Source organism: Candidatus Cloacimonas acidaminovorans str. Evry (genome assembly GCF_000146065.2).
Taxonomy (GTDB): Bacteria; Cloacimonadota; Cloacimonadia; order Cloacimonadales; family Cloacimonadaceae; genus Cloacimonas; species Cloacimonas acidaminivorans.
Genome location: NC_020449.1, coordinates 1833148 through 1856473, shown reverse-complemented (window position 1 = coordinate 1856473; position 23326 = coordinate 1833148). Strand labels below are relative to the sequence as shown.

The following is a 23326-nucleotide window of genomic DNA, read 5'->3' as shown; positions in this document are numbered from 1 at the left end:
TTATTTTATCCCCAAAATGCAGTTGAGAACAAATGCATTGGCAACTTCCACTTTACTATGGAACTCATTCGCAAAAAGGAAATAAGATATTGTCCATCTTCAAAGTGCCGGGTTAAAACCCGTTGTTAATACCTGTCGTTCCTACGGAACTTTTGTCAGAAAAGAAGGATTGTTTTGTAGGTTCTTCACTTTTCACCGGGTTAAAACCCGTTGTTATTATCTGTCGTTCCTCCGGAACTTTTGTCCCAAAAGAAGGATAGTTTTGTAGGTTCTTCTCTTATAAACGATGGGGATTTCTTTTTTCCGGAAGGTTGAATTCCTCGTCAACAATAAAAACAGGAAGGTTGAAATCCTCGTAAAAAAATCTAAAAATAAGTGAAAAAAATCTCTTTACCCTTCGCTCTTAGCACTCTGCCATAATTCACCTAAAAACAACTCAGCCATATAAGCTTGCCCAATTCCAACCCATCCTCCAACCATCCTTTACACATCCTCCACCCATCCTTTAGATTGGGTTGATGATGGCTAACAAGAAAGGACGGCTCTCACAGATTGCACGAATTTTATTGATTTGCGAGTATTTTCTTATTACATGATTTGTGTAGCCGGAGCTTGTTGTAGCCCCGCAATTTTTCTTACAAAGAAACAGCGTTCTCCATCTACCAATTTGACATTTAATTACAAAAGCATTATTTTATTGTTATGCAGAGAAAAAATAATTATACCCTTTTCCGCATCGGAGAATTGGTTCCTTCAGGCACCTATACAAAGGTTCATAGCTGTTTTGAGCGGGTAATAAATTTTGCCGCAGAAGATATTGTTATATCTTTATGTGAGAGTAGTATATGTGCAGGTCCATATCGTCTAATCCTAAAAGGAAGGATTCCTTTAGCTAAAGAACTGAAAGTAACAGAAAAAGAAGTGGTTATTAATCAAGAAATATCTTTACCATACAGCCAGGATAATATCTGGAAAATACCTTCAATTCATCCTCATCAAAATGCCCAAAAGACCTTCTTACTCTGCGAAAAACTGCTTAATTTCTTTATTGGTGAAGAGAAAAATAATTTATTATCTTTGCTTTTTCAGCCCCCTTCATCCCAGGATGAATTTCTTCTTCAGTTCCGTAACTGCCTCATAAACGGTATAAATAACCTCTTTCAACAACAATATACACTCTTTGCCCAACAAATAAAACGCCGGGGTTTGGGAAGCACTCCTGCCGGTGATGATTTTTTGATTGGCTATATAATCTGTTTATCCTGGCTGATTGCCAACGGCAGAAAAGACCTGATAAAACAACGGGAAGAAATCTATCAAACCGCTTTGGACAATGATTTGCTGGTCAATACTTTTCTGCATCAAGCATATTACCTGCGTCCGGATGATGATTGGGCGAATTTTTTGCTTGCTTTAAGTGAAAACGACGAAATTAACTTGACAAAATACATAAATCTAATAATGAATTCAGGTGAGAGTTCAGGAAAAGATATGTTGAGCGGATTTGTATTTTGTTTGTTATTTAATTGGTTTTGGAGTGCGGAAATAGCGAAATGCAGAAGCTGTATTTTTCCGGATGTCCTTGCTGCTCTCAATGTACTATCTGTAAATATATAAAGGAAATATAATGCCCATAAAAGCTAAAATTATTGCGGGAAAATACTTGGATTCCGTTAAGCTGATGCTTATTTCCCGGGAACTAAGGTCTCTAAAAGGCGTTCTGGAAGCAGTTGCTATTGTAGCTACAAGCGAAAATCGGGAAATTCTAAAGGCAAGTGATATGCTGGCAGAAGAAATAAACTCTGCTTCGGAAAACGATATTGTTATCGTGATCAAAGCCGATAACGCAAAAAATGCTGCGGAAGCAATAAATAAAGCAGAAGAATTAATCAATAAACCTTCCACTAATGAATACAATCAAACTCCAATTCCCCAGGCATTTACTCTGGAAAAAGCAATTGCCACTTTAGGAGGAGCAGACCTTTGTCTAATTTCCATTGCCGGAAAATATGCAGCCGCTGAAGCGGAAAAAGCACTGGAAAAAGGACTGCATATTTTGCTCTTTTCCGATAATGTAAGCATTGAAGATGAACTTTCTTTGAAACAAAAAGCTCTGAAAAAAGGTCTTTTGATGATGGGTCCTGATTGCGGAACCGCTATTCTCAATGGCGTTCCACTTGCCTTTGCCAATAATGTTCCCCGCGGTAAAATAGGAATTGTTTCCGCATCAGGAACAGGTTTACAGGAAATCTCCACTACTATAGCTAATTTGAGTGGAGGAATTTCGCAGGCATTTGGAACCGGAGGAAGGGATGGGAAAAAAGAAATTGGCGGCTTAATGCTGACTGCCTGTTTGGAATATCTGCTGGAGGATGAAAATACAGAAGTTATTATTGTAACAGGAAAACCCCCCTGTGAAGAGGTGCAGAAAAAATTGTGGGAACTGATTTCTCATAGTTCCAAACCGGTGATTGCCAATTTCCTTATTCCAATGCAAGTTCCTGAACTACCCAATTTATATTATGTCCGTTCTTTATCTGAAACCGCTTTTTTTGCCTGTAAGAAAGCAGGAATTGAAGTAAAAAATGCTAAGCTTGCGGAAGATTTTCCTTTGCCAAAGCTTAGAGGTCCTTATCTGCGCGGTTTATATAGTGGCGGAACGCTTTGCCAGGAAGCAATTCAGGTCTATCTTGATAATTTTGGTTGCGAACCCTTTAATAATGTTACGGATCAGGCATTTTTCCGGTTGACCGATGGCTGGCAAACAAAAGAAAATAGTATTATAGATTTAGGAGCAGATGAATTTACAATAGGACGTCCTCATCCAATGATAGATTACAGTTTGCGTCTGCAAAAATTGGCTCAGGAAGCAAATGATCCTAAAGTAGGTATCATCTTATTGGATGTAGTTTTGGGTTTTGGTGCTCATCCCGATCCGGCTGAAGAACTTGTTCCTGCCCTGCAAAAATTGCCTGCAGACCTTGTTGTTGTCTGCCATTTATTAGGAACAGACGGCGATCCTCAAAACCGGCAAAAACAAAAAAAGGAATTGGAAAAGGCAGGAGCTTATGTATTTACCTCTCATCATTCTGCTTGTGAATTTGTCTGCCAATGTTTAAGATCATATCGGAGTGCTAAATGCTGAAATTAAATAAAGATAAACCAAAAGTAATAAACATTGGCTTGGAAAAATTTGCCGTAGACCTTAAAACTCAAGGTATTGATGTGGTAAACCTCCTTTGGAAACCTCCTCTGCCTGTTGAAAACAGCTATCATCATAAAATAAATTCGCTCTCTGAAAACATCATTGCTCCAGCCAATAAAAAAGCTCTGGAAATAATCAATTCCGGCAAAGCGGTTTTAACCGGAATGGATGTTGCCCTGAAGGTTATTCCCGGAATGCATAAAGACCTTATTCTCCATAGCGGTCCTCCTGTTTCCTGGGATAGAATGTGCGGTCCTATGCGGGGTGCCATAATTGGAGCTCTAATTTATGAAGATAGGGCAAAAAATGCAGAAGAAGCGGAAAAAATTGCCGCTTCGGGAAAAATTGAATTTGCTCCCTGCCACGAACATAATTGTACCGGTCCTATGGCAGGTATTATCAGTCCTTCAATGCCTGTTTTTATTATTAAAAATGAAAGCTACGGCAATTTTACTTATGCTACCCAAAATGAAGGTTTGGGAAAAGTTTTGCGCTATGGTGCCTATAGCGAAGAAGTGATTAACCGCCTAAAATGGATGGAAAAAGTGCTCTATCCCGTCCTGAAAAGAGCTATAGAATATGCGGGAACGATTAATATTCAGGGACTTATTGCCCAAGCATTGAATATGGGTGATGAACTTCACAATCGTAATCGGGCTGGAACTTCTTTGTTTATCAGACAAATAGCTCCTGCCATTATTAAAACAATGACTAATCCTGAAGAATCTGCTGCCGCACTGGATTTTATAAATGGCAACGACCATTTTTTCCTGAACCTGTCTATGCCTGCAAGTAAAGCCATTCTTGATCCTGCCAGAAACATTTCCGGTAGCTCTATAGTTGTGGCTATGGCAAGAAATGGAACTGATTTCGGAATTCAGGTTAGCGGAACAGGAAATAAATGGTTTACGGGTACTGCCCCTGTTCCCGATGCCCTCTATTTTCCAGGTTTTACCAAAGAAGATGCCAATCCCGATATTGGTGACAGCTCTATAACGGAAACAGGCGGTTTGGGTGGTTTTGCTCTTGCCGCAGCTCCTGCCATAGTTCAATTTGTAGGTGGAACTGCCAAAGAAGCAATAAATTACACATTGTCTATGTATAATATTTGTTTTGGAGAAAGTTCCCTTTATCAAATTCCGGCATTGGATTTTAGAGGAACCCCTTTGGGAATTGATGTAGTGAAAGTTATTCAAAATAACATAGCTCCGGTAATTGACACAGGTGTAGCACATAAAAATCCTGGTGTGGGACAAGTTGGCGCTGGAGTTGTGAAAGCACCTTTTGAACCGTTTATTAAGGCCTATAAAACATTGGCGGATATGTATTAAAAAAAGATAAAGAGTGAGAGGGTGAGATGGCAAATAGTGAGATGGTGAAAATGGCAAGGTAGCGAGATGGCGAAATAGTGAGATGGTGAAAATAGCAAGGTAGCGAGATGGCAAAATAGTGAGATGGTGAAAATAGCGAGGTAGCGAGATGGTTTTCCGGAAAAACGACATCTTTGTCGTAAGGAACTTTGAACTTTGAACTCCCGCACTTTGAACTTTGAACTCCCGCACTTTGAACTCCCGCACTTTGAACTTTGAACTAAATAAACAGGAGATAAAAATGGAACTAAACAGCTTCTTTGAATTTATGCAGAGCTTAAAGATGTATGATTTAACTCAGCCCTTAAGTATTCATACACCTCCCTGGCCCAGCTATATGCCTTTGGGAATTCAATACTTTAAACGCATTGCTGGAGCTCATTCAGGTCAGGGTGCAAATGGTCAAATTATTACTACCAGCAATCATGTAGGCACACATATTGATGGTGAAATCCATTTTTTTGCCAGTGGACGCAGTATAGGACAAGTTCCTATGGAAGAATGGATTGGTCCTGGAGTAGTTGTAGATATTTCTGATAGCGTAAATGACTATGATTTATACTCTCCCGAGCTTCTGATGCAAAAAGCGGAAATCAAAAAAGGCGATATTTTAATTATCAATACCGGCTACCATCGTTATGCCTGGGATCAGCCTGAAAGTGATGAACTCCGCTATTTTGTTAAGCATCCGGGTCCTGATCCTTCTTTTCATACCTGGGCTTTGGATATGCATTTGAAATGGATTGGAGTAGATTGCGGTTCTGCAGATCATCCTATGAATACTATTATCCGCAATTGGCATCCTGGTTCTTTTAACGAAGCGGAACAAAAGTTGATTGCCAAATACGGTAAGACCTGGGATGAAATGTTTCCTCCTGAAGAATACTATCAGGTGATGCATCTGAAACTCTTCCCTAAAAAGCTGGTGCATGCAGAAAACCTGGGGGGAGATATTGATAAAATCTCCAATAAAAGGGTCTGGATAGGACTTTTTCCTCTGCGCGGCATTGAACTGGAATCCTCTATGTGTCGCATTATGGCTTGGGAACCCTAAAAAAGGAAGAAAATATGGCTTTGGCTCATACTTTTGACTATCAGCGTCCTTCCACTTTGATTGAAGCATTGCAACTTAAAGCAAAATATAAAGATAAAGCCCTTTTTCTGGCAGGTGGAACCGATCTGATTGTAAATATTAGAGAAGGAATGCTGAAACCTGATTTGTTGATTGATATAAAAGGTATCAGTGAATTATTAAAGCTCAATTGGGAAAAGGAAACACTTTTTATCGGCAGTAATGTAACTTTTGCGCAGCTTATAGAAAATGAACTGGTGCAAAAGCATTTTATTCTTCTTCACGATGCCTGTAAAACAATTGGCTCTACAGGAATTCGTGCCAGGGCTACTTTAACGGGAAATATTTGTTCTGCAGTTCCTTCTTTGGATTCTGCTCCTGCTCTTTTATGCTATGAGGCAACAGTTCATTGTGCAAGTCCTTTGTCGCAAAGGGAAATTCCTGTTACGGAATGGTTTCTTGCTCCCCGAAAAACAGCTTTGCAGGAAGATGAAATAGTAACCGGTATTTCTCTGAAAAGAATTCCTGATAGTTCCGGTATCTATTTAAAACTGGGTCGTTACAGTGGAGAAGACCTTGCTCAGGCAGGTTGGGGAATTTTAATGACTGCGGATAAACAATATCGTTTGGCTCATTGTGCTTTAAGTCCTCTTCCCAAAAGAGCTTACTATATTGAAGACCTCTTAAATAACAGTAACCCTTTGAATGCTGATTTAATAGAAAAAGCCATAGCTCTTATTCCTTCGGAAATAAACCCCATAACAGATATTCGCGCTACACAAGAATTCCGGATGTATATTAGTGGAATTATGCTTAAAAGAGGTTTAACGGCAATTCAGGAAAGAATTTCCGGCAAATATATTGAGCCCCGAAAGCTTTTGGGAGATGTATGATGAAAGAAATCAGCTTGATACTTAATAATGAACCCCGTAATGTGCAAGTGGAAAATAATGAAATACTTCTGGATGTGCTCCGGAATAAATTGGGAATTAAAAGTCCCAAATGTGGCTGTGAAAGAGGTGATTGCGGTGCCTGCACTGTTTTGCTTGATGGTAAAGCAGTTCGCAGTTGTCTGATTCTTGCCGTTGAAGCGGAAAATCATAGTATTACCACTTTAGAAGGTATTTCCAGGGAAAAACTTAGTGCTCTGCAGAAAGCATTTATTGAATTCAATTCTTTTCAATGCGGTTATTGTGCACCGGGAATAATTTTGGCGGTTACTGAATTGCTGGAAAAAAATCCCCATCCCTCTTTAGAGGAAATTAAAGAGTCAATTGCCGGAAATCTTTGTCGCTGCACAGGTTATACACCTATTTTTGATGCAATTATGTCTTTAACCGGAAAGGGGGTAAAATGAAGGACTATAAATATATAGGCAAAGATGTAACGCGTATTGATGCTTTGGATAAAATCAGCGGAGCAGCTACTTTTGTTGATGATATAGATTTTGGAGCTAATCTGCTTTATGCGGAATTGATTGAAAGCACGGAAGCATCTGCCTTGATCAAGAATATAGATGTTTCTGAAGCATTGAAGGTGAAAGGCGTTTATAAAATATTTACAGGGAAGGATTTTCACAATCGTTTCGGACTTTATATGAAAGACCGTTATGTTTTCGCTCAGGAAAGAGTCCGTTTTGTAGGTGAACAAATAGGTGCGGTAGTGGCTTTCACTCCCGAAGCTGCAAAAAGTGCTGTTTCTTTGGTTAAAGTGGAATATGAACCCCTTCCGGCAGTTTTAAATCAAATGGATGCTCTGAAAAGTGATGCTCCTTTACTGCATCCAGAGGTGGAAAATTATCCTCGGGTTCCGTGGTTTTATCCCAAAGGCGGAACAAATATAGCTCATTGGCGAAAAATCCGCAAAGGTGATTTGGAAAAAGGTTTTGCCAATGCAGATGTTATTCTGGAGGAGACATATTCCGTTCCCCGTTATGCACATTGTGCTTTAGAAACCCATATAGCGGTTGCCAAATTTGACCATTCGGGACGATTAACCGTTTGGAGCAGTTCACAATCCCCGCATACCCAAAGAAATCTTTTTGCCGAAGCATTAGGCCTCAGCCATAAAGATGTGAGAGTTATAACTCCTTATGTGGGAGGTGGTTTTGGAGGAAAAGCCGGAGTTACGATGGAAATTATTCCTGCAGTTTTAGCCACTCAACTAAAGGGTTATGCAGTTAAGCTGCGTTACAGCAGGGAACAGGAATTTACCAATACTTATCAGCGATTGGGATTGATCGCAAAAATAAAAATGGGTGCTACAAAAGAGGGAATTATAACGGCTCTGGAACATCAATTATATTGGGATGCCGGTGCTTATGTAGAATATGGAGCCAATGTTGTTAATGCAGTTGGTTTATCAGCAAGCGGACCTTATCGGATTGATAATGTTTCCATAGATTCTATTTGTGTTTATACCAATCTTCCTCCGGGGGGTCCTTATCGCGGTTTTGGCTATTCGGAAATGCTTTTTGGCTTGGAAAGTCATATCAGTAGAATGGCTCATCAACTTAATATAGACGAAGTAGAATTTAGAAGGATAAATGCCATTAAGACAGGAGATAAAACCGCTTATGGTGCTAAAATGAACCCGAGCGGTTTACAGGAATGTATTGATAAAGCCGCTAAAGCAATTGATTGGGGCAAAAAACCCATTTCCGAAGACCCGACAAAAGTTATCGGTCAGGGCTTTGCTATTTTTTGGAAAGCGCCTGCTATGCCTCCGAATGCTTCTTCTTCCGCATTTTTAAAGTTCAATGAAGATGCCACAATCAATCTGCTTATTTCCGGTATGGATATCGGACAAGGTTATCAGACAGTTATGGCTCAAATTGCAGGAGAAATTTTATCTATTCCACCAGCCAAAATTAGAGTAGAAACACCAGATACGGATCGGAATCCTTATGAGTGGCAAACTGTTGCGAGTCATATAACCTGGAGCTGTGGGAATGCCGTTAAAAATGCCGCATTGGATGCCCGGGAGCAGATTTTTACACTCATTCACCGGGTTTATCATTTTCCGCTGGATGCTCTTTATCTGGAAGATGAGGCAGTTAAATGCAAAACCGATCCCGCTTTCATTTTACCTTTGAAGAATTTTGTGGTAGAGGGCATTATGACGGAAGACGGAACTTTTAAGGGTGGTCCGATTAACGGTCGCGGAATGTTTATGCCTGAATTTGCCAGCACTAAAGACAATCCGGAAACAAGTCAGGGAGGTCATCCTAATGTTCATTACACGGTAGGTGCGGCAGGTTTGAATTTGGAAATTGATCAGGAAACGGGCAAAATGAAAGTGCTGAAGGTTGCTTTAGCCATTGATGCCGGAAAAGCCATCAATCCTGATTTGGTAAAAGGTCAAATTACAGGAGGTCTGCTTCAGGGTTTAGCAACTGTGTTATATGAAGATATGCGTTTTAACGAAAAAGGTAAACTGCTCAATCCTAATCTTACGGACTATAAAATTCCTACTGCTAAAGATGTTCCGGAAGAGATTATTCCGATTATTGTAGAGGTTCCTCAACCGGATGGTCCTTTTGGAGCGCGGGGAATTGGAGAACATACAATGCTTCCTGCAGCTCCAATGATTGCTAATGCCATTGAAGATGCTCTCGGCATTAGAATTAAGTCCCTACCTATAACGGCAGAGAAAGTGGCATTAACTTGTTTGCGGGAAAAGGCAAAACAATGAATAAACCGCTTCAAGATGTTGTAGTTCTTGACCTTAGTCGTGTTCTGGCAGGTCCTTTTTGTACAATGATTTTAAGCGATTTGGGCGCAGAAATAATCAAGGTGGAACATCCTGAAAAAGGCGATGACTCCAGAGCTTATGGTCCTTTTCTGCACAATCGTTCTCTCTATTTTCTCAGTATCAACCACGGGAAGAAAAGTATCTCGTTAAACCTGAAAAAACCGCAGGGGAGAGAATTGTTTTTAAAGCTGATAGAACATTGTGATGTTTTGGTAGAAAATTTCCGCCCTGGCACGATGGAAAAATTTAACCTGGGATATGAGTTATTAAAGGAAAAATATCCACAATTGATTTATGCTGCCGTTTCCGGTTTCGGGCATAGCGGACCTGATTCCCAAAAACCTGCCTACGATATTTTAGTTCAAGCCAGGGGTGGTATTATGAGTATTACAGGTTGGCAAAATATGGCTCCTACACGCGTAGGAATGTCTCTTGGAGATATAACTGCATCGCTTTTCACTGCCATCGGGATTAATTCTGCTTTGTACCAACGCACAAAAACAGGTTTGGGACAAAAAATTGATGTTGCTATGTTGGATGGTCAAATAGCTATTCTGGAAAATGCTTTAGTGCGTTATCAGGCAGAAGGGATTTCACCCAAACCTCTTGGCAATCGTCATCCTACAATATCTCCATTCCAGGCATATAAGGCAAGGGATAATTATTTTGTGATTGCCGTGGGGAATGATAACCTTTGGGATACCTTTTGCAAAGCTCTGGAAATTCCGGAATTAATATCGGATAAGCGTTTTTGTAACAATCGCTTACGCACGGAAAATATAGATGCCTTAAATGCCATTTTAGAACCTATTTTTACGGCGAAACCTGCTTCCTGGTGGCTGGAAATAATGGAAAAATCCGGAATTCCCTGTTCTTCTATCAACAACATTGAATCCGTTATGCAAGACCCTCAATTGCTTGCTCGTAATATGTTTGTGGAAGTTAATGACCCTATAGCGGGCACTGTAAAAATTGCCGGAAATCCTATAAAAATGAGTTCTTTTCCAGATTCAGCAGTGCATGAGCCCGCTCCGGAAATAGGAGCGCACAATAAAGAGATTTATTGTGAACGACTTGGCTTAAGTGAAGAGGACTTAGCCGAATTGCAAAAGGCGGGAGTGATTTAACATCAATATTCCCTTATGTTTCCTTAAAATCCGGAAGGATATTAGATGAATTCCGCTATTTTTCCCGATAACCTGAAAGAACTTTCTTTTGCTTTACGGCAGGGAAAACTTCCGTTGCAGGATTATCTTATTCAGACCCTTACCGATATTGAGAAAAAGGAACCCGTTTTATGTGCTCTGGAACCTGAAGAAAACAGGCAAGAACGCTTACTGAAACAAGCTGAAGAACTGTTATCCCGTTTTCCTCAACCGGAATTGCGTCCACCTTTTTTTGGGGTTTTAATTGGCGTTAAAGATTTGTTTAATGTGGATGGTTTATCTACGCGTGCGGGTTCAAAACTTCCTCCAGAGGTTTTTTCCGGCAAAGAAGCGGAAATTGTTACCCGCTTAAAAAATTTGGGAGCACTAATTTTAGGGAAAACCACCTGCACTGAATTTGCCTATTTTCAGCCGGCAAAGACAAAAAATCCCTATAATCCGAATCATACTCCGGGTGGTTCTTCCAGTGGATCAGCGGCAGCTGTATCTGCAGGATATTGTCTTTTAGCTTTGGGAACTCAGACCATTGGCTCTATTATCAGGCCTGCTTCTTACTGTGGAGTTACAGGTTTAAAACCTAGTTATGGTTTGTTTTCTCTGCAAGGGGTTTTTCCTTTTTCTCAAACGGTTGATCATCTCGGTTTCATCACAAAACAAGTAGCAGACCTTGCTTTTTTACTGCCTCTTTTGCATCTGTCCGTTTCTGCCACAATAACAGACAGACCTGTTTTGGGTGCTGTTAACGGAAGTTATTTACAACAGACGGATTCTTCTGTTCAGGAAAATTATTGCAGCGCTCTTGATAAACTGCAGAAAAAGGGATACAAAATAGTTACCTGCGATCCTTTTGGCGATATAAACTCTATTAATGCGAGCCATAATGCCCTGATTGCGGCAGAATTTTCCTTAAATCATAAAAGTTTATATGAGCGCTATCAGGAACTTTATTCCGATTCCTCTAAGGAATTGTATGCCAGAGGATTGCAAATCAGTTCCGCGGAACTGGAAATTTTACGCCAACAGACAATTATACTTAGAGAAAAAATAATAAATCTGATGCAAGAACAAAAAATTGACCTCTGGATTACTCCTTCTACCACAACTACTGCTCCTGCGGGATTAAAGTCAACCGGTTCACCTTTAATGAGTTTGCCCTGGACGAATTGCGGTTTGCCAGCTTTAACTATTCCCAATGGCTTAGACGCCAATGGTCTTCCTTTCGGCTTGCAGTTTGTGGCTTCCTATAATGAAGATCTGCCATTGGTTAGGATGGTTCAAAGGATTGTTAATACATAGGAAATAGGGACTTAAAGGTTGCAGGATTTTGCACCCGAATAATGCAATTGAACTAAAAGGGGGTGACAAATTCCGATTTGCCAAAGAGTTTGCGGAACTCTGAAAAATGATGGACAATTTTCTCTACCGAATAATGCAATTGAGGGCTAATAGGTTGGCAACTTCCAATTTGCCAAAGAGTTATAAGAACACTGAAAAATAAATGAATTCTATTTATAGCAAATTAGAATTCAGCAAACCAAATGCAAAATTTGATTTTTTTGCTCAGGGTTAAAACCCTTCTATAATATCTGTCGTTCCTACGGAACTCTTTGCAGGGTAAAGAGATAATGGCTCTCTGATGTTCTTCTTCACCGGGTTAAAACCCGTTGTTAATACCTGTCGTTCCAACGGAACTCTTTTTAGGGAAAAGAGATAATGGCTCTCTGATGTTCTTCTTCACCGGGTTAAAACCCGTTGTTAATATCTGTCGTTCCTACGGAACTTTTTTCAGAAAAGAAGGATAGTTTTGTAGTTTTTCTCCTCTTGCGCCGGGTTAAAACTCGTCGTTATCTAACTGCTATCTCTATAAGATTTATCTTATAATATAGGGTTTATGAATATTAAAACTATATAAAATATGGAATTACAGATATAATATTATCTTCTTCCCCTAAATTTTCCTAACTCCTATAATCTCAATATAATTACATTTTCTTCCTTAATAGCATTGCTTACTCATTGCTTACCCATTGCTAATCCCATCCGTAATGGGTAAGCAATGCTTCAGCAATTCAAGCTGGAAAAAGCTGAGATACCTTGAAAACAGTGGACTCTATATAACCCCCAAAATGCAGTTGAGAACAAATGCTTTGGTAACTTCCACTTTAATTAGAAACTCATTTGGAAAAAATGAAATAAGATATCGTCTATCTTCATAGCTCAGGGTTAAAACCCTTCTATAATGCCTGTCGTTCCTACGGAACTCTTTTTAGGGAAAAGAGATAATGGCTCTCTGATGTTCTTCTTCACCGGGTTAAAACCCGTTGTTAATACCTGTCGTTCCTACGGAACTCATTCCAGGGAAAAGAGATAAGTTGTTTCATATTTCTCTTTTCACCGGGTTAAAACCCGTTGTTAATACCTGTCGTTCCTACGGAACTTTTTATCATAGTAATAATATTTTTTCCCTTCGCTCTTGGCACTCTACCATAATTTACCTAAAAACAACACAGCCATCTAAGCTTGCCTAATTACCACCCATCCTCCATCCATCCTTTAGGTTGGGTTGATGATGGCTAACAAGAAAGGACGGCTCTCACAGATTACACAGATTGCACGGATTTTATTGATTTGCGAGTATTTCTTATTACACGATTTGTGTAGCCGGAGCTCGCTCAAGCTCTGCTTTTTTTTCTTAGCGGAAGAACAGCGTCCTTCGGTTACACACTTGTAATCTATATCACTTTATCACTTTTCTCCGGTTCACCAATTTTCTTGCCATTTTCACTTTTTTCTTCTTCGTTTACCAGTTTACTGCGTATTTTTGTTTTCAGTTTTAGCTGTTCTTCAGCGCTTAAGGGTGCATTTCTATCCAGATATATGCTTTCCATAAAAGTTCCGGGATTTATACTCATCAGGTCAATTCTATCCGAAAGCATAATTGCTTCGTCAATATCATGGGTAACTAAAATAATGGTTAGATTTAGTAAATGGACAATATCTTTCAGCCAGGTTTGCAGTTGACTGCGCGTTAAAGCATCCAATTTTGCCAGGGGTTCGTCTAAAAGTAAGATTTCTGCACTGCTCATATAGGTTCTTAAAAGCGCAACGCGTTGTTTTAATCCTCCTGAAAGCTGGTAAGGTAAATGATCCGTATAATTCATTAAGCCGAACAGAGGGAGAAGTTCAATAATTTTCTTTTTTGCCTCTTTTTCGTCCTTGCCTTGCACTTTTACGGGCAATAGAATATTTTGCATTGTAGTTAGCCAGGGAAAAAGCAAATCATCCTGCGGCATATAACCCAAAAAGCCCGTTTTTCCTGTAATTTCATTGCCTTCAAGGTAAATATTGCCATTATCTGGTTTAGTGATTCCAGCCAAAAGTTCCAGGAAAGTGCTTTTGCCACAACCACTGGGACCTACAATACTGACAAACTGACCTTCCTGGATGCTGAATTGTAATTTATCCAAAACCACAACCAGCGCTCCCTTAAAGAGAAATGTTTTACGAATGTCCTTCGCTTCCAGAATGCAATTAGGCATAGAATTTATTGAGGAAGATATTCGTTAGAAAATGCCTTATTGGGATCAACTGCAAGCTGAATAAGGCGTTGCTGATACATCCATTCACAAAACCTTTTCCAGACATCCGACTTTTGTATTCCCCAAGATTCAGCATCGCTTTGGTATTCTTTTGCCAGATATTGCATACTGCGTTTAACCTGTTCGGCATTAAGTTCGGGGACATTTTTCAGCAAAATAGCGGCAGCGGAATCGGGTTTGGCAATACAATATTCATAACCTTTTTGGAGGGCTGTCATAAACTTCTTGGCGGTCTCGGGATTTTTTGCCAGATAATCTTCGCTGCTGATAATTACAGGTGTATAATAGTCAAAAACAGGGTCTATTTCTTTGAGGGGTATATAGTTTAGGGCAATACCTCTTCTTTCTGCTTCCACACCATCCCAGCCATAATAAATCCACTCAAAATCAGCATCTTTGCCAATAGTGGAAAAGAAATCGTAAATTCCGGAAATAACGTTTACTTTATTGAAGTCGGCACCATATTTTTCCATAGTTGCTTTCAGGATAGCCAGTTCTGAAGGTGAATCCCAGGAACCGTATCTTTTGCCTTCAAAATCAAGAGGACTTTTTATTCCCGCTTTTTTCAAAGAGGCAAAACCGGAAGTGTTATGCTGAATAACGGCTGCAATTGAAACCAGAGGAATATTTTCACTTCTGGCACGAATTACATTTTCCTGATAGCTTACACCAAATTCACTTTTTCCAGTTGCTACTATTTGATCTGTTACATTTTGTCCCGGTTGTAGAATATCTACATCCAGACCCTGTTCTTTAAAATAGCCAAGTTCATTAGCTACATAAATTCCGGTATGATTGGTATTGGGTGTCCAATCTAAAGTAACTGAAACCTTTTGTAATCCTGCCTGTTCCTGTTTGGAACTCTTTGTTTTACAGGATGATAAACAAAGAACTAATGTAAGGGCTATAATTATATAGCAAAATAAATTGAACAGATTAACCCGGTTTTTCATTTATGCTCCTTTTTTTTCTCACAGATTTCACAGATAAAAATTTTAGTTCACGCAGATTTCGCAGATTTCGCAGATTATTATTTATAATTCTCAATTTTCAATTCTTTTTTTTCACTGTTCACCATTCACCTTACACCGTTCACCTTTTTTACGCGCGTGGATGATACTCTTTATATGTTTCTACCAGTCGTTTCATATCAATATGTGTATAAATCTGCGTTGTATCAATGGAAGAATGACCCAAAAGGGCTTGCACAATTCTTAAATTCACTCCTCCTTCCAATAAATGAGTGGCAAAACTATGCCGAAATGTATGTGGCGTTACTTCCTTTTTGATATTTGCCTCCAAAACCGCTTTGCGTAATATTTTCCAGAAACCCATCCGACTCATTCTTTCCCCGCGATTATTCAGAAAAAGCAATTCCGATTGTTTCAGCTTTAATAGTATTGGACGACTCTGCTTTAAGTATTTTGCAAACAGTTCATCAAGCGTATCTACATAAGGCACATATCTTTGCTTACTGCCCTTGCCGTGAACTAAAATAACCCGCTCCGTTAAATTCAAATCGTGCAAAGAAATACTTAAGAGTTCGGAAATTCGCATACCTGTTGCATACAGCAATTCCATCATAAGCTTATTGCGAATTTCCAAAGGTGTTTTAACAGGCAGGGAATTTAACAGCTGAAACATTTCCTCCACAGTTAAAACATCCGGTAATTGCACTCCCAGTTTGATACGCGGAACCAAATCCATATCTACCTTAGTTTCAATATCGTTATCCTTTAAAAAACCGAAGAATTGACCCAAAGCAACTCTCTTTCTGGCAACGCTGGTATTTAAAAGTCCAATTTCCTGCAAAGAAAGAAGATACTTTGTAATATCGTCCGTTTCATAATTGCCGATTTCTTTAGGGCAAAACAGCAAAAAATCACCAATATCACGACGATAGCTCTCAATGCTGTTTTTTGCCATTCCCCGCTCTACCTTCAAATGATAAACAAAGCTGGAAAGGTAACTTTTTAAAGCAGGGGAAAGCTCTTCTTCAATCCCCGCTGTAATAGTTCGGGGTTTCTTTAGTGATGTGGACATCGTGAGGATGACTTTCCTTCAAGCCGGCAGTTGTGATTTCAATAAATTCGGCTTTTTCTTGTAATTCCTGAATAGTGGCAGTTCCACAATAACCCATTCCGGAACGCAATCCACCCATCAATTGATAGAGAAAATCCTTAACGGGACCTTTATAGGGAACCATTCCTTCAATTCCTTCGGCTACAAGTTTGTTGTCTTCTACTTGTTCATCTTGAAAATAGCGGTCTTTACTGCCTTGCTTCATAGCGGATAGGGAACCCATTCCCCGGTAACTTTTAAACCTTCTGCCATTGTAAATTATGGATTCTCCGGGGCTTTCATCGCAACCGGCAAAAAGTGAACCAATCATAACTGCAGAAGCACCTCCAGCAAGTGCTTTAACAATATCCCCGCTGAATTTTATGCCTCCATCAGCTATTATAGGAATGTTGTATTTACCTGCTTCCAAAGCACAATCCATTATGGCGCTTAATTGCGGAACTCCAATTCCGGCAATAACTCTGGTTGTGCAAATGGAACCAGGACCGATGCCAATTTTAACTGCATCTGCTCCGTTTTCAATTAAATAGCGGCAGGCATCTGCAGTAGCTACATTGCCTGCAATAACTTGACAGTTCAAGTGCTTTTTTACTTTTTGCAAGGCAATACCAATGTTTTTATGATGACCATGTGCCGTATCTATAACCAGTAAATCGGCTCCGGCATTAAGAAGTTCTTTTGCTCTTTCAAGGTAATCACCCGTAACTCCAATTGCAGCACCTACAAGTAAACGGTTTTTATCATCTTGAACCGCTTCGGGATAATTTAAGCGTTTCATAATGTCTTTAACGGTTATCATTCCTTCCAATTTGCCTTCCTCATTAATCAGCAGGAGTTTTTCCAGGCGATGTTTCTGTAAAAGTTCAATTGCTTTATCCAGTGAAATTCCGGTTTTGGCAGTAATCAGTTTTTCCTTAGGAGTCATCAGGTCTTTCACTTTTGTTTGGGGATTGGTCACAAAACGGATATCTCTACTGGTTAAAATACCAACCAGGAATTCATTTTCTACAACAGGAAAACCACCGATATGATGTGCATCTCTCAAAGCCAAAACATAAGCCAAAGTATCTTCCGGCGAAAGAATATAGGGATGAGTCACAATTCCGCTTTCTGCTCTTTTTACTAAACTGACCTGCTTTGCCTGTTCTTCAATAGAAAGGTTTTTATGAATAATTCCCAATCCTCCTTCTCTTGCCATAGCAATTGCCATAGCGGATTCCGTTACGGTATCCATAGCGGAACTGATTACAGGAATCCGTAAAGATATTTGAGCCGTTATTTTTGTGCTCAAATCCACTTCTGCAGGTAAGACATCCGATTTTTGAGGCACCAGCAGAACATCATCAAAGGTGTATGCCTTGCGTAAGTTCATATTTTATCTCCCGTTAAGAACTATAAATTTGGCCGAGAAGCTGACCAACGACTTATTTTTTGCCTAAAATCAGGTGAAAAAATACTGTTGGGTTTGTTTTTCAAAAATTCCCTTGCCAGTCGTTGTTCTTCCGCTTTATCCGAAACCATTAACAGTCGTAATAAAGCGGCATAATCCGCAGCAACTTCATCCTGAAAATCATATTGCAGTAACTCTTTTGCTTTGGAGTCATTGCCGAAAGCAATAGCCCATTCAATTGCCAGTAAAAGAACTTCCTCATCTTGATTGTGACTGAAGATAACTGCTAAAGTATCAATTCCGCTTTGACGGTTCAGTTGTAATAAACGAATAGCGGAATAGAAACTCTTTTTGTCCTGCTCTGCCATATTCAAAGTAAACATCATCAGGTAGATAGCATCGTTGGCATATTGGCTTTCGGGATAGCGAATGATAAACTCGTTCATCAAAGTATCCGCTAAGGCAGTTTCACCTTCCAGCAGAGTATTCAAGAAGTTCAGGTAATCCCTTTTTTCCATCAGGTTATTATGATTGATGGTTTTCAAGAGGTTTTGGGCTTTAGTTTTATCTCCATTCAATATATACAAGCGGGCAATTTCCAAATCCATTTCCTGCGATTCCAAGTTGTTACGACTAAATTTCTTGGCTTCATTCAACCAAACCAAAGCGCTATCAACAGGTTCATTTTTAGCCAATTTTATTTCTGCCATCAATTTGCGTAATTTAACTCCCACAGAACTGCGATAATAGAGATTTCTATCCTTCCAGAAAGGCAGAGATAGCGATTCCATAATTATTTGTTCAGTAGCAGGATAGTCCCTTTGCTGATATTTTATTTCAGCTAAGCGGTAACGCAAATCCATCTTTTTAACCATATCCGTTTCTCCTGTTTCCAGGTAGCTGTATGCCTCAAAAGCAATGCTATCGTTACCTGCAGCTGTTTGTTCTTCGGCAAAACGCCACATTTTTTGGGGTTCCAACTGTTTATAAATATTCAGAGCTGTTTTATAATCCTGCAAATTGAGCAAGGCATTGGCATAAATTTCTTTCAGCACAGAACTATTACTGCTGTCCGCAATAGCAGAAACAACGGAAATAAGGGTTGCATCCTCTTGTAATATTGTTTTCAGCTGATTATTGGTATAAAACATATAGACCGGATTATTTTCCGTATAAGCCATAAATTCACGAATTGCCTTTTCAAATTGATGATAATTCATTGCCGTATTAGCCATTTCCAAACGAAATAAATCCGGTTTTCCCAATTGATTTCTTGCTCTTGTATAAAGCTCTATCACTTTGTCGTAAAATGCCTTGCGTTCAAAGAAAGAAGCTAACCGTCTGTATTTATATTCATCCTGACCGTAGATGTTTAAATAGCGCATTGTCTCCTGCCAGGCCTCTTCTACTTTTGCTTGCATAATTAGCAGCTGAATAAGCAGTTCGCTATAAGTTTGCGGAGGCAAAGTTCTTTGGTATTTGGTTAAGGTTGCTTCTGCCTTATCTGTTTGGGACAGAGTAAAATATATATTCATCAGCTGATTGATGGAATTTGTGTCGTTAGGGTATTTATCCAGGATGCGTAAAAAGAGCTGTTCCGCCTGAACATATTGGCGTTGCATCAGCAATTGATTTGCCTGCTGGGTAAGAATTTGCTTTTCATCATACTGTGCATATATTGCACTTGCACAAGCAATTAGTAGCAGTATTAGGAGAACTGCCTTTTTCATTTATTTATTACCTCATTCAGCTCTTTCAGATATTGCATTATAACCTGTTGATATTCTTTAGGATAAGCACGTAAACCTTCTTCTAAAAGTCCGCTGCGTCTTAAAGCTTCCAAATCAATTTTCGTATTTCCTTTATAGGGCATATCTTCACCCGTTTCAGCTTTGCGTTTTTCCGTAAATTCCCTTTTATTGATAGAGCGTTGAGCATCCAGCATTTTGCTGATAATTCTTTCCTGTCTTTCCAGGATATCGGGATTGAGCTGATTATTTTTCAGTTGTCTGGTTATGGCATCCATTTCTTCTGTAATTTGTTTCAGGACATTTCCCTGTTTTTGTGCTTCCGGATTATTTTGCAGGGCTCTTTTCAGGTTTTCTGCGAGGCGTTCATGATCTTCTGCCAGGCGTTGTATTTGTTGTTGCATAGCGCTATCCATTTTTCCGCCTTGAGCTTGCATTTGTAAAAACAATTGTTCGGTGAGGATATTCATTGCCATTTGTTCCTGGCTCATTTGTTCCAGCATTTGCAATAGGGATTGCATACCTCCACCTCCGCTTCCTGTTCCGGAAGAAGCATTTTGCAATGCCTGCATTAGGTCATATACCATCAGGTTTATTCCCTTTTGAACGCTGTTTAAGGCATTGGGAATTTGGTAAAACTGCGATTCATTGATGTAGCTGAAAATATTTCTGTAGGCGCTATTGGTTTCATTCACATCAATAAAAAATTTAGGGGGAATTATCATCAGCACCTGTGTTTCCCGGAACATCTTATTTAAGGAAATTTGAATTCCTTCGGATTGAGCAATAAGGTCTTGCACAATTACATAGGGATCATTTCTATAACGGCTGGCAGTTGCCTCATGCTGTTTGGAAAAAATCAGAAGTTCTCTTATTGCAGTTTGAATTGCCTGCATTGTTCTTTGTTGATTACCCCCACCCATTGATTCCTTCATCTGATTCAGTTTTAAGGAAAAACGGCGCATTTTTTCCATCGCTTGATTTTGAGCAGAAAGGGATTGACTGCGTTGATTTTGGCTTAAAGCATTCTGACTGTTTTGCAGGTCTTGTTTCAGATTGCTGTTTTGCATATCTTGTTTCAGGTCTTTTAATTGATTTATAACCTGATTATCGCGCGGGGATTCCAGCATTTTATCTATTTTATCCAATTCCTGTTGCAGTTTATCGTAGGTATCACTAATTTGTTTCTGGTCGGAGGCAAGGTCTTTATAGTTTTGTTTTTCATCCATTGTGCGTTCGCTAAGGGTTTTCTGCATTTTTTCCATTTCTTCGGAAATCTGCAATGCTTTTTGGATTGCCTGTTCTTTTTTAATGCTTTCCAGCAGGGCAAGTGTCTGTTCAATCTTTTTGCTAAAATCCTCCATTGAGAATTTGAAATTTTCCATTGCTTTTTTAAGGTCTTCTGGTTTAATGTTTTGCAGGGTATTAGAGAATTTTTCCATTGCCTTTTGCAAATCCTCATTATTAATTTCCTGCATCAATTCCTGGATTTTTTGCATTTTTTGCAAGGTTTCGGGGGAGAGGGTTTCATTTGCCTGCATTTTATTAATCAGTTCCTGATAGTTATCGGCAATATTTTGCACCTGCTCCGAAAGATTTTCCTGTTCCTGCAATATTTTTTCCAGCTGTTTTTTATCTTCCCACTTGGGATTATCCTGTTTAAGCAGTTCCCGGCGTTTATTTTCAAATTCTTTTTGGAGGTCTTTGGATTTTTGTAAGGCGGTTTCCAGTTCCGTTTTCTTTTCTTGTTCGCGGGCTTCAATTTCTCTATAAATCTCTTCAATGGAAGGGAAACGAGCTTTAAATCTGGTGCTTTCCGCTTTTTGTTGTTCGGGAGAATTATCGTAAATAGTTGCCCAATAAGTAACTACATCACCAGGGAATAAATTGGCATCTTTCAAATCCAGCAGAAAGTCCGTTACAAACATTTTTCCGGGAATAACACTTTGCACATTAACAACTTGCGGTTCCGAAGTCATAATTTGGATGCTCAAAGTGCAATTTTTCAATCCGTAATCGTCATCTGCTTCAATGATTAAAGGAAGTAGCATATTTTGATTCAGGTTAACATCCTGACCCGGGAAAGTAATATTGATTTCAGGAGGATTATCTTCCAGAATACGGATATGTTTTTCTTCGGGTTTACTTTTGCGACCTAAAGCATCTGTAAGTTCCAAATACCAACTGCAGGGCTTTTCAATGGCAAGTTGGGTGATATAATTATTTTTATCTATTGCCTGTAAAGGAAGACGACTGGCATCATCAAAAACCATTACAGCTGATTCTACAGGAATATTAGTAGTGAGGGAAAGTTTTACTCTGCTGTGCTTTAAGCCCTCTATATTGCCGTAACTTAAAGTATCCGTCCAGGTTGGCAAACCGGAATAAGCAGGCGGATTATATTGCACAAACCACTTTTTTACAATCGGTTCGTCCAAAACCTGAATTTTAAACACCGGGGATTTGCAAACCTCATTTTCCGCATAGTATTCAATACTATTATCAAGTCGCTGAAAAATATAGCGGTTATCTGCCAAACCCAATTCCCGCCATTGTTTATCTATCCTGTAAAAAAGACGATGCTTCAAACGCGGATCGGGATTGAGGATCTTTATTTCTACCGCTTCATTTCTGCCAATAGTGAGGTTGCCAGGGCTTAACTCTATAAAATTCTTATAGATAACTTCCTGACCCTGATTGGTGTAAAATTGCTTGAATGCCAAACGAAAATCCTCATAAGAATATGCCCAAATAGTTCCTAAACCTAAGATAAGAAAGAGGATAGCGAAGACAACCCAGGAAGGATATAGAGCAGGAATTTTGTAACGATTTTCCTCTATCCGCTTTTTTGCCATTGTGCCCAAATTTTCCACAATCGGACTATCTTTTTCCTTTTCAGCAAGTTCCAAAGTATTCTGAAAAAGATCATCCTTAAAATCAATCTGCCTATCCAAAAAACGCGCTACCGCTAAATTATGCCAAAAATTGTGATAACCGCTTAAAATAAAATAGATTATCACCAGGATAAGACAAGTACGTATGCCAATATTCGCATAAAAAAGTGCCATTGATTGCGAAGGCAAATTCAACCATAACAAAAAATAAAGGTGCAAAGCCAACAAAAAGCTGATTAGAGCTTTGATAATTGCCTGCAAAGCAAAGCGAAGATTAATCCTTTGCCTGTATTTTTGGATGTATTTTGTCAGGTCGCTCATTTTTTTGTCTTCTCCTCTTCTTTGAAAAATCTTTGTCCTATAAAGCACTTATTGTGTCAAGAAGTTTTGCAAATGTAGCCGGAGGACGCTGTTCCTCCGCATTCTTTTTTTTCCTTTTCCCGCTCAAAAAAAGCCCCGAAGGGCGACACAATGATGTAGAAGGGTGCGTAAGCCCCTCGTAAAAGGAAAGACACAATAATCCTTTTCTTTTAACTTTCCCTTTTCCTAAAAGCCCCAAAGGGCGACATAATGATGTAGAAGGATGCGTAAGCCCCTCGTAAAAGGAAAGACACAATAATCCTTCTCTTTTAACTTTCCCTTTTCCTAAAAGCCCATCAGGGCGACACAATGATATAGAAGGATGCGTAAGCCCCTCGTAAAAGGAAAGACACAATAATCCTTTTCTTTTAACTTTCCCTTTTCCTAAAAGCCCGTCAGGGCGACATAATGATGTAGAAGGGTGCGTAAGCCCCTCGGAAATAATCAAAAACATTACATCCTAATCACGATTTATTATTATATATCCTGCATAAAAATTGACTATAAATTTCGGCATTTATCTCCCTAATTATCCACCAGCAAAATTTCTATCATATCTCCCTAACATCTTATATCATAAGTGATTATCTATATAATTTGCCTTTTCTATTCCTAATCACTTAATTATCTGAAACATAATCTCTTGTAAGAAGACCCCGTAACACATCCGTAACACTTCCCTAACAC

The 23326-nt window shown here is 39.3% G+C and carries 17 protein-coding genes; 10 read left to right on the top strand and 7 right to left on the bottom strand.

Features of this window, described 5'->3' with window-relative positions; all coding sequences use genetic code 11:
* Positions 1–702 precede the first annotated feature (702 nt).
* The 10 genes from CLOAM_RS07515 to CLOAM_RS10065 all read left to right on the top strand — a co-directional run bounded on the left by CLOAM_RS07515 (position 703) and on the right by CLOAM_RS10065 (position 12937).
* Positions 703–1617, top strand: a complete 915-nt coding sequence (locus CLOAM_RS07515) for a DUF2877 domain-containing protein (protein ID WP_015425297.1) — start codon at positions 703–705, stop codon at positions 1615–1617.
* A 10-nt stretch (positions 1618–1627) separates the two neighbouring features.
* On the top strand, positions 1628–3145 hold the full coding sequence (gene fdrA / locus CLOAM_RS07510; RefSeq protein WP_015425296.1) for an acyl-CoA synthetase FdrA: 1518 nt from the start codon (positions 1628–1630) through the stop codon (positions 3143–3145).
* Positions 3139–4536 carry a YlbE family protein gene (locus CLOAM_RS07505; RefSeq protein WP_015425295.1) on the top strand — a complete coding sequence of 466 codons (1398 nt, stop codon included), beginning with the start codon at positions 3139–3141 and terminating at the stop codon, positions 4534–4536. The genes fdrA and CLOAM_RS07505 overlap by 7 nt, the downstream gene beginning before the upstream one ends.
* A 280-nt stretch (positions 4537–4816) precedes the next feature.
* Positions 4817–5629, top strand: a complete 813-nt coding sequence (locus CLOAM_RS07500; protein ID WP_044279076.1) for a cyclase family protein — start codon at positions 4817–4819, stop codon at positions 5627–5629.
* A 14-nt stretch (positions 5630–5643) separates the two neighbouring features.
* Entirely contained in the window at positions 5644–6540 is an 897-nt protein-coding gene (locus CLOAM_RS07495; protein ID WP_044279075.1) for an FAD binding domain-containing protein, read from the top strand.
* Complete coding sequence (locus CLOAM_RS07490) at positions 6537–7004, top strand: (2Fe-2S)-binding protein (protein ID WP_015425292.1); 468 nt, start codon at positions 6537–6539, stop codon at positions 7002–7004. Before CLOAM_RS07495 ends, CLOAM_RS07490 begins: the two co-directional genes overlap by 4 nt.
* Complete coding sequence (locus CLOAM_RS07485) at positions 7001–9340, top strand: xanthine dehydrogenase family protein molybdopterin-binding subunit (protein ID WP_015425291.1); 2340 nt, start codon at positions 7001–7003, stop codon at positions 9338–9340. The genes CLOAM_RS07490 and CLOAM_RS07485 overlap by 4 nt, the downstream gene beginning before the upstream one ends.
* Positions 9337–10527: a CaiB/BaiF CoA transferase family protein gene (locus CLOAM_RS07480; protein ID WP_044279073.1), complete on the top strand. Its 1191-nt coding sequence runs from the start codon at positions 9337–9339 to the stop codon at positions 10525–10527. Before CLOAM_RS07485 ends, CLOAM_RS07480 begins: the two co-directional genes overlap by 4 nt.
* 45 nt (positions 10528–10572) lie before the next feature.
* Positions 10573–11862, top strand: a complete 1290-nt coding sequence (locus CLOAM_RS07475) for an amidase (RefSeq protein WP_015425289.1) — start codon at positions 10573–10575, stop codon at positions 11860–11862.
* 943 nt (positions 11863–12805) lie between these two features.
* Positions 12806–12937 (top strand): hypothetical protein, encoded by a 132-nt coding sequence (locus CLOAM_RS10065; RefSeq protein ID WP_269764010.1) that lies wholly within the window; start codon positions 12806–12808, stop codon positions 12935–12937.
* 361 nt (positions 12938–13298) lie between these two features.
* Here CLOAM_RS10065 and CLOAM_RS07470 read toward each other — a convergent pair whose 3' ends face one another.
* From CLOAM_RS07470 to CLOAM_RS07440, 7 genes are all read right to left on the bottom strand, one after another.
* A complete protein-coding gene (locus tag CLOAM_RS07470) occupies positions 13299–14105 on the bottom strand; it encodes an ABC transporter ATP-binding protein (RefSeq protein ID WP_015425288.1) in 807 nt (268 codons plus the stop codon).
* 5 nt (positions 14106–14110) lie between these two features.
* On the bottom strand, positions 14111–15118 hold the full coding sequence (locus tag CLOAM_RS07465; RefSeq protein WP_015425287.1) for an ABC transporter substrate-binding protein: 1008 nt from the start codon (positions 15116–15118) through the stop codon (positions 14111–14113).
* Positions 15119–15266: 148 nt separating this feature from the next.
* Positions 15267–16208 (bottom strand): site-specific tyrosine recombinase/integron integrase, encoded by a 942-nt coding sequence (gene xerA / locus CLOAM_RS07460; RefSeq protein WP_015425286.1) that lies wholly within the window; start codon positions 16206–16208, stop codon positions 15267–15269.
* Positions 16162–17619 carry an IMP dehydrogenase gene (gene guaB / locus CLOAM_RS07455; RefSeq protein ID WP_015425285.1) on the bottom strand — a complete coding sequence of 486 codons (1458 nt, stop codon included), beginning with the start codon at positions 17617–17619 and terminating at the stop codon, positions 16162–16164. Before guaB ends, xerA begins: the two co-directional genes overlap by 47 nt.
* A 20-nt stretch (positions 17620–17639) precedes the next feature.
* On the bottom strand, positions 17640–19367 hold the full coding sequence (locus tag CLOAM_RS07450; RefSeq protein WP_015425284.1) for a tetratricopeptide repeat protein: 1728 nt from the start codon (positions 19365–19367) through the stop codon (positions 17640–17642).
* On the bottom strand, positions 19364–22600 hold the full coding sequence (locus CLOAM_RS07445; protein ID WP_044279072.1) for a DUF4175 family protein: 3237 nt from the start codon (positions 22598–22600) through the stop codon (positions 19364–19366). Before CLOAM_RS07445 ends, CLOAM_RS07450 begins: the two co-directional genes overlap by 4 nt.
* Before the next feature lie 37 nt (positions 22601–22637).
* On the bottom strand, positions 22638–23093 hold the full coding sequence (locus CLOAM_RS07440; protein WP_044279071.1) for a hypothetical protein: 456 nt from the start codon (positions 23091–23093) through the stop codon (positions 22638–22640).
* Positions 23094–23326 lie beyond the last annotated feature (233 nt).

What these genes read in the sequence shown, in the direction of transcription:
- CLOAM_RS07515 (WP_015425297.1), top strand. Translation starts at nt 703, where the DNA reads ATGCAGAGAAAAAATAATTATACCCTTTTCCGCATCGGAGAATTGGTT.
- fdrA (WP_015425296.1), top strand. Translation starts at nt 1,628, where the DNA reads ATGCCCATAAAAGCTAAAATTATTGCGGGAAAATACTTGGATTCCGTT.
- CLOAM_RS07505 (WP_015425295.1), top strand. Translation starts at nt 3,139, where the DNA reads ATGCTGAAATTAAATAAAGATAAACCAAAAGTAATAAACATTGGCTTG.
- CLOAM_RS07500 (WP_044279076.1), top strand. Translation starts at nt 4,817, where the DNA reads ATGGAACTAAACAGCTTCTTTGAATTTATGCAGAGCTTAAAGATGTAT.
- CLOAM_RS07495 (WP_044279075.1), top strand. Translation starts at nt 5,644, where the DNA reads ATGGCTTTGGCTCATACTTTTGACTATCAGCGTCCTTCCACTTTGATT.
- CLOAM_RS07490 (WP_015425292.1), top strand. Translation starts at nt 6,537, where the DNA reads ATGATGAAAGAAATCAGCTTGATACTTAATAATGAACCCCGTAATGTG.
- CLOAM_RS07485 (WP_015425291.1), top strand. Translation starts at nt 7,001, where the DNA reads ATGAAGGACTATAAATATATAGGCAAAGATGTAACGCGTATTGATGCT.
- CLOAM_RS07480 (WP_044279073.1), top strand. Translation starts at nt 9,337, where the DNA reads ATGAATAAACCGCTTCAAGATGTTGTAGTTCTTGACCTTAGTCGTGTT.
- CLOAM_RS07475 (WP_015425289.1), top strand. Translation starts at nt 10,573, where the DNA reads ATGAATTCCGCTATTTTTCCCGATAACCTGAAAGAACTTTCTTTTGCT.
- CLOAM_RS10065 (WP_269764010.1), top strand. Translation starts at nt 12,806, where the DNA reads ATGCCTGTCGTTCCTACGGAACTCTTTTTAGGGAAAAGAGATAATGGC.
- CLOAM_RS07470 (WP_015425288.1), bottom strand. Translation starts at nt 14,105, where the DNA reads ATGCCTAATTGCATTCTGGAAGCGAAGGACATTCGTAAAACATTTCTC.
- CLOAM_RS07465 (WP_015425287.1), bottom strand. Translation starts at nt 15,118, where the DNA reads ATGAAAAACCGGGTTAATCTGTTCAATTTATTTTGCTATATAATTATA.
- xerA (WP_015425286.1), bottom strand. Translation starts at nt 16,208, where the DNA reads ATGTCCACATCACTAAAGAAACCCCGAACTATTACAGCGGGGATTGAA.
- guaB (WP_015425285.1), bottom strand. Translation starts at nt 17,619, where the DNA reads ATGAACTTACGCAAGGCATACACCTTTGATGATGTTCTGCTGGTGCCT.
- CLOAM_RS07450 (WP_015425284.1), bottom strand. Translation starts at nt 19,367, where the DNA reads ATGAAAAAGGCAGTTCTCCTAATACTGCTACTAATTGCTTGTGCAAGT.
- CLOAM_RS07445 (WP_044279072.1), bottom strand. Translation starts at nt 22,600, where the DNA reads ATGAGCGACCTGACAAAATACATCCAAAAATACAGGCAAAGGATTAAT.
- CLOAM_RS07440 (WP_044279071.1), bottom strand. Translation starts at nt 23,093, where the DNA reads ATGTTTTTGATTATTTCCGAGGGGCTTACGCACCCTTCTACATCATTA.